The sequence below is a fragment of the Streptomyces sedi genome, assembly GCF_006335015.1.
Classification (GTDB): domain Bacteria; phylum Actinomycetota; class Actinomycetes; order Streptomycetales; family Streptomycetaceae; genus Streptomyces; species Streptomyces sedi.
Genome location: NZ_VDGT01000008.1, coordinates 205,843 through 218,591 on the forward strand (window position 1 = coordinate 205,843; position 12,749 = coordinate 218,591).

The following is a 12,749-nucleotide window of genomic DNA, read 5'->3' on the forward strand; positions in this document are numbered from 1 at the left end:
GTCGTCCTCGCCCCGGTGTGGGGTTGCTCGCGCAGTTCCCCGCGCCCCTTCGGGGGCGCGGGGAACTGGTGGCGGCTACAGGTACGGGCCGGAGCGGGCGCCGCCCTGGTGGGGGTCGTCGGGGGACGCGTCCTCCGGACCCAGCGCGCCGGGCGGGAGCGCCCGGCGCATCTGTTCCAGCTGCGCCCGCGCCGCCATCTGCTGCGCGAACAGCGCCGTCTGGATGCCGTGGAAGAGCCCTTCCAACCAGCCGACCAGCTGCGCCTGGGCGACGCGCAGTTCGGCCTCCGTCGGCACCCCGTCGTCGGTGAACGGCAGCGACAGCCGTTCCAGCTCCGCGACCAGCTCCGGGGCGAGGCCCTCCTCCAGCTCCTTGACCGAACTGGTGTGGATGTCCTTGAGTCGGGCCCGGCTGGCCTCGTCCAGCGGGGCCGCCTTCACCTCCTCCAGCAGCTGCTTGATCATGCTGCCGATGCGCATGACCTTCGCCGGCTGCTCCACCATCTCCGTGACCGGTGTCTCGGAGTGGCCCTCCTCACCGTCCCGGCCGACCGGGCCGCTCAGCGCCATCCCGTCCGGGCCGACGACCAGGACCTGGGCGTTCTCCTGCGGCGATTCGTTCCTCGGCTGAGTCATACCTCCATCATGCAACGACCCTCACCCGACCCGCCGAGCCAGGGGCACACGCGAGCGGGTCAGCAGCGCGGCCAGCAGCCACGCGACCAGCGGGACCACGACGATCAGCTGGAGGAAGGTCATCCACGGCAGCTCGATGAACATCTCGGGGCGCGGCATCGCCGTCTCGCCCGCGTCCCACAGCGGCTGCCACGAGTCGAGGTTGGCGCGGTGCTCCACCAGCCGCAGTCCGAGCGCGGGGACGAGCCCCGAGACCGCTCCCAGCAGCACGCCCATCGCGGCGATCAGCCCGCACTGGAGTCCGGACAGCGCCCGGCGCAGCCGTGGCGTGGCGCCCACGGCGGAGAGCGTGGAGAGGTCGGCGGCGGCGTCGGCCTGTGCCAGGCCGGTGGCGATGCCGGCCGCGCCGATGGTGATGATGGTGGCGAAGAGCGCCAGCACCAGCAGCGCCAGCGAGTTCTTCTCCTTGGGCCCGTCCTCCACCTCGAACACCACGCTGCCGCCGAGCAACTCGATGTCGGCGTCGACCGCCTGCTGGGCGCTCTCGCCCGGCGTCTCGTCCAGGCCGTAGACGGTGCCCCTGTCCAGCGTGGCGAAGCCGGACGCGGTCGCCGTCTCCGGGGTGATGATCACCAGCGGGGCGTTGCCGCCGTCCTCCAGCACGTGGGCGGGGAGCGAGACCTCCTTCTGGGGGGTCTCGACCGGCAGGGCCAGGTCGTTGGAGTCCTCGTATGACTCCTCGGTCCAGACGCCCAGGCTCACGTTGTCCGGCCCGTCGAGGAGGTCCTCGTGGGCGACCAGCGCCTTGCCCTCGGCCAGCGCCTCGGTGGCGCCCGGCTCGTCGAGGCCGAGCAGGGCCAGGGCCTCCGGTTCCAGGACCATGACGGGCTCGGAGATGCCGCCGGCAACTCCGCCGCCGCCGTCGCAGAGCGGGCTGGACAGCGAGGAGCGGCGCTCCTCCGCGGTCATCGCGTCGGCGCCCTCGGCGTAGGCCGGGCACTCGGCGCCGCCAGCCGGCAGCGGCCCGACCTCGCCGCAGTAGGTCCAGCTGCTCCACCCGTCGTCGATGGTCTCGCAGTGCAGCGGTCCCGGCACGGCCTTCGCCATGTCCTGCCGCTCGTTGACGCGCAGCTCGCGTTCGGCGGCGGTCCTGGCCTGGTCGAGGGAGGAGGTGTCGTCGTACGACATGATCGCCGCGTTGCCGTCCGGCAGCTGCGCCTCGTACTCGCTGCGCATCTCCGCCTCGTCGCTGACCGTCACGGTGGCGACGGCGACGGTGCCGGCGACGGCCGCCAGCACGGCGGCGACGGCGGGCGCGGTGCGCCCGCGGTTGCGGGCCGCGTCGCGCAGTGCCAGCCTCGGCGTCAGCGGCAGCCAGCGGGCCAGCCGGCCGAACGCGCCCACCAGCATGGGGGTGCAGGCCACCAGGCCCAGTTCCGCGATGACGGCGCCCGCGGCGACCGGGATGGTCTCGCCCAGCAGCAGACCGCCGAGCAGCGCGAGCGAGGTGCCGAAGAGCATCATGCAGCCGCCGACCAGCGGCAGCACACGGCTGCTGTGCCGCACCCCGCGCCGGCCGGTCAGCGAGGAGAGCACCGGCGTGCGGGCCGCGTTGTACGCCGGGATCACGGCGGCCATCAGCCCGATCAGCACGGCGAAGGCCGCGATGCCGCCCAACTCCAGCCAGCGGAAGTCCCAGTCGCCGAACCGGGCGCCCATCTGACCTTCCAGCAGCGGTTTGGTCAGCATCACCAGCGCGATTCCGCCGACGAGGCCGATGACGGCCGCCATGGCGCCGAGCACCAGCCCGCTGGCCAGCATGATGGCGCGCATCTGGTGCCGTTCGCCGCCGTTGGCCCCGACCAGTCCGAGCTGGCGGCGCGAGCGCCTGGCACCCACCGCGAACGCGGGGCCCGCCAGCAGGCAGACCTCCAGGATCACCAGCGAGACCGCCACCACGGCGACCGCGACCCCGGAGCTGTCCACGCCGGAACCGGAGTTCAGAGAGAGGGCCTCGGGGGCCAGCACGCTCTCCGGCGGCGGGTTCAGGTGGAGCTCGCGGGAGAAGACGGCGAAGCCGGCCTCGTTGGCCTGCTCCGTCAGCTCCCAGTCGACGCCGGTGTCGCCCGGCACGTCGACGAGCAGCTTCCCGACGGCCCAGCCGTTGGCGGTGTCGTTCATGGCGCCCGGCTGGACGATCAGCTCGCTGACGTGGAGCTTGGACGGCGCCTCGTACTCGCCGACGAGGGTGAAGACGGTGCCCTCGTCCAGCGGTTCGCCCCAGGCGTTGACCGTCACCTCGTCGCCGAGTGAGAGTCCGCTGCCGGAGAGGAACTCGCTGCTGGCCACGACCTCGTCGTCGGTCTCCGGCCACTCGCCGTCGAGCAGGGTCCGCTTGCCCTCGGCCAACGGATGGTTGGGGTCGGTCTCCACCACCTCGGCGTCGTCGACGCCGTGCGCGGTGGTGGCACGCTGCCAGTCCTGGCGTTCGAAGAGGGCGCTGCTCCCCTCCGGCAGCACCTCCTCCGCCAGCGCGAGCAGCTCCTCCGGGGTCTCCCAGAGCACCTCGGGCGCCTCGGCGCTGATCGATTCGGGGTCGTCGCCGGTGTCGAGGGTCGTCCACCTGCCCTCGAAGTCCTGCACGATCGGGTCCGAGCCGGTCAGCTCGTAGCTGGCGTCGGCCTGCCCGATGGAGCGCTCCACCTTGTCCGCCACGCTCAGGTTGCCGCTGCGCACCGCCAGGTCGGCGCCGACGGCGCCGACGATCGGCAGCGCGATCATCGCGACCACCAGGGCGCTGCGGCCCTTGGCGCGCATCGCGTCACGGCGGGCGACGCGCAGCGCCAGCCGCCAGGTGCTGCCGGCCTTCACCGGGCTCCCCCTCCGGTGAGCAGGGTCTCGGCCGCGCTGGACGCCGACTCGTCGACGATGACGCCGTCGCGCAGGAAGATCACCCGGTCCGCCCAGGCGGCGAAGCGCGTCTCGTGGGTCACCAGCACCACGGCGGCGCCCTGGTCGGACCTCCGGCGCAGCAGCGCCAGCACGGCGTCGCTGGTCTCGGTGTCCAACGCGCCGGTCGGCTCGTCGGCGAGCAGCAGCCGCCGGTCGCCGACCAGCGCGCGGGCGATGGCGACGCGCTGCTGCTGGCCGCCGGAGATCTCGTCGGGGAAGCGGTCGGCGACCTCGGCCAGCCCCATCTCCTCCAGCGCGGCCAGCGCCTCCTTGCGGGCGGTGCGGTGGCGCACGCCGTGCAGCTCGCGGGGGAGCGCGATGTTCTCGACGGCGGTGAGCGCCGGGATCAGGTTGTAGTCCTGGAAGACATAGCCGACGGAGGTGCGCCGCAGCTTGGCCAGGGCGGCCCGGCTGAGCGCGCCGAGGTCCTGCCCCTCGACGAGGACCTGGCCGCCGGTCGCGGTGTCGAGGCCGCCGGCGAGGGTCAGCAGGGTCGACTTGCCGGAGCCCGAGGGGCCCATCACGGCCACGAACTCGCCGGCGCGCACGGTCACGTCGATCTCGCGCAGCGCGTGCACCGCGGCGGGGCCGTCGCCGTGGGTGCGGCTGAGGCTCCGCAACTCCAGGACGGCGGAGGGGCGTTCCTCACCCGTGCCGGGCTGGCCCGGCGGCATGTGGGGGGTACGGGTGTCAGGGCTCATCGGGAGGTCCCCTTCGGCTGGATGGTGATGTGGGACGGGTCGGGCTCGGGGTCGGTCACGTGGGGAGGTGGGGGTTGGGGTCGGGTGGCGCGGGTGGCGGCGAGGCGCACCAGCCGTGACTCGCAGTGGTCGAGCCAGCGGACCTCGGCCTCGGCGTAGAAGATCAGCTGCTCCAGGACGAGCAGCCACGCGATGTCGTCGGGCGTCGAGCCGTCGGCGTTCATCGCGTCGGCCTTGAGCCGGGTGTAGTCGCGCATCGCGGAGAGGGTGTGGCGCCGCTGCCCCTGGATCACCGCGCGCATGTCGACGCCGGGGGTGCCGACGGCCATCGCCAGCTTGATGGCCAACTCGTCGCGGGAGGGGTGGGTGCGGTCGACCGGCTTGTTGAACCAGTCGGTGAGGGACCGCCGCCCCTCCTCGGTGATGGCGTAGAGCTGCTGCTTGGCGTCCCCGCCGCCCTCCGGTTGGATCAGCCCGTCCCGCTCAAGGCGCCCGAGGGTCGTGTAGACCTGCCCGATGTTCAGCGGCCAGGTGGTACCGGTGCGGGACTCGAACTCGACACGGAGTTGGGAGCCGTAGCGAGGCCCCCGGTCCAGAAGGGCCAGTAGCCCGAAGCGGATCGACATACCGCGTATGTATACCGGGTATGTGGGCGTCGCCGCAAGCCTGCTTACCGAGTATGTTACGCGGTAGGTTCCTTGGGGGAGCTGGGTTGTGGGCCTTCGGGGCCGGTCGGGGCGCGGTGGGGTGTGCGGCGGGGCGCGCGGGGCGCGCGAGGGGGTCAGGCGCGGCGGAGGCGGTAGCCGAAGAGGCCGATTCCCAGGCCGACGCAGGTAAGGCCGGCGCCGAGCGGCAGCACGGGAACGACCTCGCCGCCCGTTCCGGTGCGGGCCAGCCTCTCGCTGCCCCGGCCCTCCCAGCGGGTGGTCGGCTGATCCACGATGCGCCAGCGGGCGACGCGCTGCTCTTCGGCGTCGTCGCCGGATTCCGCTTCCGCCTCGTTCCCCCGCGCGGACTCGCCCTCGCGAGGGGGCGTCGAGGGTGTCGGGGTCGGCCCGGCCGTTCGCTCGCCGCCTCGGCCGCCGTCAGGCTCGCCGCCCCGCTCGTCGGCGGACGCCGAAGCGGCGAAGGAGGTGGCGAGGGTCAGCAGTACCACCCCGGTCAACGCGATTCCCACCCACAGCCTCACGAGTCCCGACCCTTCGCGGTGATCCCATCAACGATGTGACCAGCGTGACATAGCACTATCGGCAGGGCATTTCGGGCGCGCGGGCACTTCGGTCGACCGGGTGCGCGGTCGACCGGATGCGCGGTTTCGAGTTCCCCGGGGGGCGAGGTGCCGAGGTGCCGAGGTTCGGGAGTCCCCGGGGCCGGGGGGTTGGTCGACTACGGAGCTTCGTGGCTTGGGCGGGTTGTCGTCTGTGCCCCGGTGGTGGGTTGCTCGCGCCGTTCCCCGCGCCCCTTCACTGCCGGTGGCGGTCTTGGGGGCACGGATCCGGCGGCGGGCGGCGGGGGCGGGGTCGGGGTCAGGCGGGGCGAGGCGCGGTGAGGTCGCCCTCCTCGCCCGTCGCGGTCAGCAGGATCTTGCCCACGTGCCCGCCGGCCTCCAGCACCTCGTGCGCCAGCGACGCCTCCGGCAGCGGAAGCAGCCGGTCGATGACCGGGCGCAGCCGCCCCTCGGCCACCAGCGGCCACACCCGGTCGGCCACCTCGCCGACGATCGCCGCCTTCTCCTCCGGCGGCCGGGCGCGCAACGAGGTCGCGCTCACCGAGCCGCGCCGCGCCAGCAGCCTGCCCAGCGGCAACTCCCCGCGCGCGCCGCCCTGGAGGCCGATCACGGCCAGCCGGCCGCCGGTCGCCAGCGCCTCGACGTTCCGCGCCAGATAGCGCGCCCCCACGATGTCCAGGATCACGTCGGCGCCGCCGACCCGCCGCAGCTCCTCGACGAAGTCGTCGTCCCGGTAGTTGATCAGCAGGTCGGCGCCCAACTCCCGGCACCGTTCCAGCTTCTCCGCGCTGCCCGCGGTGACCGCGACCCGCGCGCCGAACGCCTTCGCGAGCTGGATCGCGAACGTCCCGATCCCGCTCGCCCCGCCGTGCACCAGCAGCGTCTCGCCCGGACGCAGCCCGGCCACGCCGAAGACGTTGGACCACACCGTGCACGCCACCTCGGGCAGCCCGCCGGCCGCGAGCAGCCCCACCCCCTCGGGGACGGGCAGCAGTTGACCGGCCGGAACGTTGACCAGCTCCGCGTAGCCGCCGCCGGAGAGCAGCGCGCACGCCTCGTCGCCGATCCGCCAGCCGCTCACCCCCGGGCCGAGCGCGGCCACCCGGCCCGCGCACTCCAGCCCCGGATAGGGCGAGGCGCCGGGCGGCGGGTCGTAGAAGCCCTGACGTTGGAGGACGTCGGCCCGGTTCACGCCGCTGGAGGCGACCTCCAGCAGCACCTCGCCGGGGCCCGGCGTCGGATCGGGCACCTCCGCCCAGACCAACGCCTCGGGACCGCCCGGCTCGGGAATGGTGACAGCACGCATGGGCGGGAAACTACCCGTTCGCGTTCCCCCACTCACCCGGGCGCGGCACTTCGGTGCGACCGGCCGCCGCGCGGGGTACCTGGCCGTAGGCCGACTGGCCCGGCTGCGGCCCCTGGCCGTGCCGCATGGGCATGTCCACCCGGTGCTGCTGCTCGTAGACCATGTGCACCAGCTCCGCGATGCACTGCCCGCAGGCGTAGAGGTCGCCGTCCGCGCGGGGGGCGCGGATCGGGCCGATCCACAGGACGCTGATGTTCTCCCGGCGGCAGTAGAGCCAACACCGCCCGTTGACCCACTCGTTGCCGCCGGTGCCCCGGTGGGGCACCGGCCAGCCGCTGACCCCGGAGAAGCTGATGCCGCCGAGGGAGACCCGCGCCCTCACGCCGCCACCAGCCCACCCCGTGGGCGGCGCGACCCCGCGCCCTGACCGCTCCCTGCCATCCTCACTCCCAGTCGGTGCGACTACTGACCTTCCGTACTCACACCATCACCTACCGGAAGCCCTGCTTGTGCCGAGTCGCGAATTTTCACCGGTTCGGAGCCGGTACCTCCGCACGGGTGTGCGGAGGTACCGGGCGACGCCGCGCTCGTGCCGGGCAAGGCGCCGGGCGCGGCGTCGGGACTACTCGGGACGGCTCGGGACTGCTCAGGGTGACTCGGAGAACTCGGGGCGGCTCAGGAGGAGAAGAAGAGGCCCGAGAAGCCGCCCTTGCGGCGGTGGCCGTAGTGGCCGCCGTGGTGCCCACCGTGATGGCCGCCGTGCTGCGGCGCGCCCCAGCCGGGGCCGGGCGGCGGCGGGGCCTGCTGGTAGTGCGGCTGCTGCGGGGGCGGCGGAGCGGGGGCGCCCGGCGGGGCCCACTGGCTCTCCAACTGGCCGATGTGCTCCAACTCGCCGTAATCCAGGAAGATTCCACGGCATCCGTCACACTGCTCGATCTGAACGCCGCTTCGGTTGAACGTGCGCATCGGTGCGCCGCACTTGGGACACTGCATCATCGGCTCCATGGTCGATCTGCTGTCGCGGCCACCCTACGGCAGCACCGCGATCCGACCGCAGGAATCGACCAACGCCACGCCGTCATCGGCGAGTTCGGCGTTCTCCCCCTGCGCGAGCAATAGCGCGCGGGCGGCCCCCTGCACGGTGTACGCGCGCGCCGCGCCGTCCACCCGGGCCCAGGGGGCGACCGCCGTCGTCAACCCGTAGCCGTCCAGCAGGAGTTGCCAGTCGGGCGGCGGCAGCAGACCGGCCGCGTACCAGGCGGCCGGCCGCCCCAGGTCCCACATCGGATCGCCCCACCCGAGGTCGTCCACGTCGATCAGCCGCCACCCCGCGCCCTCGAAACGCACCAACTGGCCGAGGTGGAAGTCCCCGTGACAGAGCGTCGACTCCTGTGACACCGGGATGCGTTCCCCGCACTCGTGCGCGCGCAACACCTGCCGCACCGCCGCCGCGTAGCGCGGTCCCGTCACCTCCGCCCGCAGCCTGGCCACCGCCCGCGCCACCCGCGCGGGACCACCGGCCGGCGGCAGCGGCGTCGCCGGCTCCACCGCGTGCAGCCGCGCCAACAGGGCGCCGGCCTCGGCCCACGGGTAACGCTCCGGCGCGTCCGGATCGACCGGCTCCCCGCGCGGCCACCGCGTCACCAGCAGGCCGTCCCGCACCTCCACCCCGCCCAACGGCCCCACCACCAGGCCGTCCAGCTCGGCCGCCACCCGCAACCGGGCGCGCAGCGCGTCCGGTTCGACCTCGGCGGCATGCGTCTTCACCGCCATCGAGTCCCGCAACTCCACCCGCCCCATGCCCGCATCGTACGAGCGCTCACCCCGCCCCGCGCAGCTGCGGGGCGACCAGGCCGCCCAACCAGTGCGCCCGTTCGGGAACCAGCACGGGCAGCAACGGCACCGCGTGCCCCCACCCCTCGCCCGCCAGCAGCTCCCCGACCAGCACGCGCGCTCCCGCCGGGTCGGGCCGGTCCTCGCCGGCGAACCCGTGCGCCAGCGCGAGGAAACGTCGCGTCGACGACGACGCCAACGACTCCTCGACCGGCAACACCGCCGGCACCCCGAGCCACCAGCGCGCCGCCGCGGCCAACGCCTCGGCCCGCGCCTCGCCGGTCGTGGCGCGTGCCGCGTCGCTGGTCGGGGCGTGTGCCGCCTCGCGCACCCCCTCGACGTCCCCGCGCATCGCCGCCAGCACGGCCCTCTCGACCCGCATCGAACTCGGCAGGGTCGGCGCCACGACATGCCCGGGGCACACCCCCGTCGCGTCGAGCAGCACATGCACCGCCGCCGACTCGGGCTCCTGCTGACGATCCGCGGCGCTGGTCAGGGCCTCGCGCAACGCGGCGCCCGGGGCGTGTGCGTCGGGGACGGCCAGCAGCAACTCGGCGACCCTGGGCAGCGCCGGGGGACCGGCATGAAGGCGCAGGGCCCGCGTGACCGACGCCAGTTCGTCGGCGACGATCCGCTCCGCGAACTCCGGGGCGCGGGACACGGACCCGGCGGCCACCCCGAGCCGGGCCCGTGCCACCAGCCACCGCGGTGCCCGCGCCGACTCCATGCGCTCGGTCAGTTCCACGGCCCGTTCCGTCTCGCCGGCGTGGGCGAGCGCCTGCGCCGCCAGCGCGGTCTCCACCGGCTCCGCCGACTCGCCCGCCAGGGCCGCCGCCCGCTCCGCGTGCCCGACGGCCTCCGCCGAACGCCCGGCGCCCGCGCACTCCCACGCCAACGTCGCCCGCACCGCCACCGGAATGCTCCTCTCGCCACCCGGCCAGTTCCCCAACACCGCGTGCAGCGCGTCGAGATGACCGCCCCGGGCCAGCGCCGCCGTCAGCCCCGGCAGCCAGGGCAACGCCGCGCGCCGCCGGGCCGGCTCCCCGGCGGGCGGCGCCGGCACGTTCCCGGTGCTCTCCGTCTTCTCGGTGTCCTCGGCGTCCTCCGTGCCCTCTGCGCCCTCCGTGCCCTCCGCGCCCAGCACGGCGAAGGCGGCGGCGCGGATGTCCCGGCCGTGGACGTCGGTCCGCAGTGGGACCGGCACCCGTTCCAGCAGGGCGCGCGCGGTGTCCCCGCGCTCGCCGGTGTCCCGCATCGCCCTGGCGAACCCGCTCAGCACGCCGGAGAACTCCAGCCGCAACCTCGCCCGGTCGTCCGGCGGCAACGCCTCCGGATCGTCCAGCACCTCGCCCAGCAACGCGGCGGCACGATCCGCCAGTTCCGCCCGCGCCTGGCGTTTGCGGTGGGGCGCCAGCGAGGACGCCGCCTGCGACAGGGCCTCGATGGAGGTCAGCGGCGACTCCTCCGCCAGGTCCTCGCACAGGGCGCGGACGGCGTCCCGGTACCTCCGCTGGTCGTCGCGCGCGGCGGCGTCCGTGACAGCCGAGCCCGTGACGGCCGCGTCGGCGAGCGCCGACCAGACCTCCACCGCCTGGGCCATGTCCCTGACCGAACCCCTGGCCAGCGCCCACGCGCGCTCCTTGAGCGCCCTGCGTCGCCCCTCGCCCTCGGCGCCGAGCGCCGTCGCCGCCCGCGCGCACGTGTCCCACCCCGCCCAGCGGCTCGCGTACGCCGCCCTCAGCAGCGTCCGGCGGGCCGCGGCCGTGGTCCGCTCGTCGGGGATGGCCAGCCCGGCGTCGCACAACGCGCCGACGTGCGCGCCGCGTTCGGCCGGGTCCTCCGGCCCGGGGACGTCCGTCTCCGCGCGGGCGACCCACTCCGCCGCCTCCTCGGCGAGCCGCGCCGCCTCCGACGGCGCGGCCCCGGCCGCCGCCCGCGCCACCCGGGCCAGCCCGGCGGCGCGGGGCAGCGCGCCGGGCGCCGCCAACGCCAACTGCCGCGCCGCCGCCAGCTCGCCGCGTTTCAGCGCCGCGTCCAACGCCCCCGGCATCGCGGCGCGTTGACGCAGCCGCAGCAACGCGCGGGAGACCGCCAGCCCGGCCTCGGTCGCGTGATCCCCCGACGCGGGGCGCGCCAGGGCAAGTTGGGCCAACGCCTCGTCCACGTCGAGCCGCTCGGCCACCCGCACCTGTCGGCGCCCGTCGAGCACCAGGGCCGCCGCCCGCTCACGGTCCCGGACGCGGTACGGGTAGTGCCGCAGCAGGTGGTACGGCGCGTCGCGCGGCCAGCCGCGCTCCCGCCACCCGTCGGCCCACGCGTCCAGCCGTCCGGCGAGACGCGACAACTCCGCCTCGCTGAACGCGCGTTCGGCCGCCGCCCGCAGCGCGTCGCCGGCGAGCGCGACCGTGTCGCTCCCCGGATCGCCCGGCACCAGAGACCGCCCCCGCACCCCGGCCAACAGCCGGCGCACCGCCTCCGGCTCCACCCCGCCCAACGCCGCCAGATCCCCCACGGCCAGCCCCTCCCCGGCCACCACCAACCACCCCAGGACATCCCGCTCCCACCCCTCGCCCGCCCACCCCGCGATCTCCGTCTCGGCCAACGCGGCGACGTCCGAGGCGTGTTCGCCCTCCACCGGCGCGAGGTGCCGCACGGCACGGGGATCGCGAAGCGGATGCCCCGGCGAGACATCCCCCGGCAGCCACAGCGGCGGCCGGCTCGCGACGACCACGCGCATCCCGCCTGCGGGACTGCGTGGCAACAGCCCGACGATCGACTTCTCGCCGCCCGTCCCGTTCCACGCCGGATCCTCGTCGAGGCCGTCCACCACCAGCACGAGCCGGCACCCGTGCTCCCCGCACGCGTCACCGGCCTTGGCGAACAGCTGGCTCAGCGGCGCGCTCCGGGGGTCGGGACCCGCCGCGCCGACGACCGGAATGGTCGACAGCTGGCGTCTCATCTCGGCCTCGAACGACGCCCGGTCGTCGGTCCCGTGCGTTGCCGAGACGAAGTAGGTCAGGAGATCGACCTTGGCCGGACGGTTGGCCACGAAGTGGGCCAGAAGCGCCGACTTGCCCGCGTGCCTCGGGCCCTGCCACCACAGATACGAGCTGTTTCCCGGCTGGGGGGTGTACCGCTTGGTCGTGAAGTCCCTCAGCACCGCCATCTCGTTCCTCCGGCCCGCCAGCTTCGGTACGTCGAGGGCGGGTGCGAGATGGCGTCGCGCCTCGTGCCGGTGAGCCGTCGAAACGCCCCGGTGGGCCCTCGACTCCGCGCGGGCCGCTTCGTACAGCTCCCGCCACTCCTCGTCGGTGGTCTCGGGGCTCTCGAAGCGCTGCTGAAGGAAGCGGAGGAACGACCAGAACAGCTTGGGTTCGGGGGGCGCCGTCTCCCCGCACCAGCCGGTGACCTGGGCAAGCGTGACCGTCCGGCCCGTCCTGTGCGGGCCGGAGAGCCAGTCGGGGGAGTTCATCCCCGCGACGATGCCCCGAAAGGTGAGTTTCGGCTCGGCCTCCCTCAGCGCGGTCAGCTTCCGGCCGAGCGCGGCACGCGCCGCTCTCCGGCCCTCCGGTCGGTCCTTCGGCGCCACGGTGACACCCACCTCGCAGACGGGGCTCGAACTTTTTTCAAATGGCATCTGACCTGCGGAAATCCAGGAGATCGGGGTCAGTGTGGAGATCGCAGGACAGCGTGCGGGCGTGACACAACGGTTCCCAGCCGCCCGGCCAGCGACGCGCCGGCGGGAATCGGAAGGAAGTTCCCATGTCCCTGCTCTCCGAACTCCTCACCCCCACCGGCGCCCTGGCCGCCGTCGGCGGACTCCTCTACGTCAGCGTCCTCGGCGGCGTCGCCGTCACGTCCGTCCTCGCCCCCACCCCGCAACACCGCCGCGACGCCCGCGCCACGCTCGCCATCCTGATGCGGCGTCGCGCCAGGTGAGAGCCCTCGCGGGCTCGATTGGGTGAATCCACGGACACGCCGCGTGAGGGACTGCTAGCGTCCCACGCGTGGGCGGGCGCACCGTGGCTCCCGTGAGCAACTCGCAGAAGTGGTAGGAAAGTTGCCCGAAGCACTCATCCCGGGTCCCGCGGAG

11 protein-coding genes are annotated in these 12,749 nt (G+C 74.4%); 1 reads left to right on the plus strand and 10 read right to left on the minus strand.

Annotation, left to right across the window (positions count from 1 at the left end; translation table 11 throughout):
* Positions 1-75: 75 nt before the first annotated feature.
* The 10 genes from FH715_RS13195 to FH715_RS28225 all read right to left on the minus strand — a co-directional run bounded on the left by FH715_RS13195 (position 76) and on the right by FH715_RS28225 (position 12,245).
* Positions 76-636, minus strand: coding sequence for a bacterial proteasome activator family protein (locus FH715_RS13195; protein WP_139644722.1), 561 nt, complete (start codon positions 634-636; stop codon positions 76-78).
* A gap of 21 nt (positions 637-657) precedes the next feature.
* Complete coding sequence (locus tag FH715_RS13200; protein WP_139644724.1) at positions 658-3,507, minus strand: FtsX-like permease family protein; 2,850 nt, start codon at positions 3,505-3,507, stop codon at positions 658-660.
* Positions 3,504-4,262, minus strand: coding sequence for an ABC transporter ATP-binding protein (locus FH715_RS13205; protein ID WP_139644836.1), 759 nt, complete (start codon positions 4,260-4,262; stop codon positions 3,504-3,506). Before FH715_RS13205 ends, FH715_RS13200 begins: the two co-directional genes overlap by 4 nt.
* Before the next feature lie 23 nt (positions 4,263-4,285).
* Positions 4,286-4,915: a PadR family transcriptional regulator gene (locus FH715_RS13210; RefSeq protein ID WP_139644725.1), complete on the minus strand. Its 630-nt coding sequence runs from the start codon at positions 4,913-4,915 to the stop codon at positions 4,286-4,288.
* 155 nt (positions 4,916-5,070) lie between these two features.
* A complete protein-coding gene (locus FH715_RS13215; RefSeq protein WP_139644727.1) occupies positions 5,071-5,478 on the minus strand; it encodes a hypothetical protein in 408 nt (135 codons plus the stop codon).
* Between the two features lie 337 nt (positions 5,479-5,815).
* Complete coding sequence (locus FH715_RS13220; protein WP_139644730.1) at positions 5,816-6,823, minus strand: NAD(P)H-quinone oxidoreductase; 1,008 nt, start codon at positions 6,821-6,823, stop codon at positions 5,816-5,818.
* A 10-nt stretch (positions 6,824-6,833) separates the two neighbouring features.
* On the minus strand, positions 6,834-7,205 hold the full coding sequence (locus tag FH715_RS13225; RefSeq protein ID WP_139644732.1) for a hypothetical protein: 372 nt from the start codon (positions 7,203-7,205) through the stop codon (positions 6,834-6,836).
* Between the two features lie 293 nt (positions 7,206-7,498).
* A complete protein-coding gene (locus tag FH715_RS13230; protein ID WP_139644838.1) occupies positions 7,499-7,816 on the minus strand; it encodes a TFIIB-type zinc ribbon-containing protein in 318 nt (105 codons plus the stop codon).
* A 36-nt stretch (positions 7,817-7,852) separates the two neighbouring features.
* Positions 7,853-8,623 (minus strand): phosphotransferase family protein, encoded by a 771-nt coding sequence (locus FH715_RS28220; RefSeq protein ID WP_170184720.1) that lies wholly within the window; start codon positions 8,621-8,623, stop codon positions 7,853-7,855.
* 19 nt (positions 8,624-8,642) lie between these two features.
* Positions 8,643-12,245, minus strand: a complete 3,603-nt coding sequence (locus FH715_RS28225; protein ID WP_170184721.1) for a hypothetical protein — start codon at positions 12,243-12,245, stop codon at positions 8,643-8,645.
* A 173-nt stretch (positions 12,246-12,418) separates the two neighbouring features.
* On the opposite strand from FH715_RS28225, the gene FH715_RS28230 reads away from it, so the two are divergent.
* Entirely contained in the window at positions 12,419-12,595 is a 177-nt protein-coding gene (locus tag FH715_RS28230) for a hypothetical protein (RefSeq protein ID WP_170184722.1), read from the plus strand.
* Positions 12,596-12,749: the final 154 nt, after the last annotated feature.

Excerpts from the sequence above, each read along its gene's own strand:
- FH715_RS28230 (WP_170184722.1), top strand. The coding sequence starts at position 12,419 with ATGTCCCTGCTCTCCGAACTCCTCACCCCCACCGGCGCCCTGGCCGCC.
- FH715_RS28220 (WP_170184720.1), bottom strand. The coding sequence starts at position 8,623 with ATGGGGCGGGTGGAGTTGCGGGACTCGATGGCGGTGAAGACGCATGCC.
- FH715_RS13220 (WP_139644730.1), bottom strand. The coding sequence starts at position 6,823 with ATGCGTGCTGTCACCATTCCCGAGCCGGGCGGTCCCGAGGCGTTGGTC.
- FH715_RS13205 (WP_139644836.1), bottom strand. The coding sequence starts at position 4,262 with ATGCCGCCGGGCCAGCCCGGCACGGGTGAGGAACGCCCCTCCGCCGTC.
- FH715_RS13210 (WP_139644725.1), bottom strand. The coding sequence starts at position 4,915 with ATGTCGATCCGCTTCGGGCTACTGGCCCTTCTGGACCGGGGGCCTCGC.
- FH715_RS13230 (WP_139644838.1), bottom strand. The coding sequence starts at position 7,816 with ATGCAGTGTCCCAAGTGCGGCGCACCGATGCGCACGTTCAACCGAAGC.
- FH715_RS13195 (WP_139644722.1), bottom strand. The coding sequence starts at position 636 with ATGACTCAGCCGAGGAACGAATCGCCGCAGGAGAACGCCCAGGTCCTG.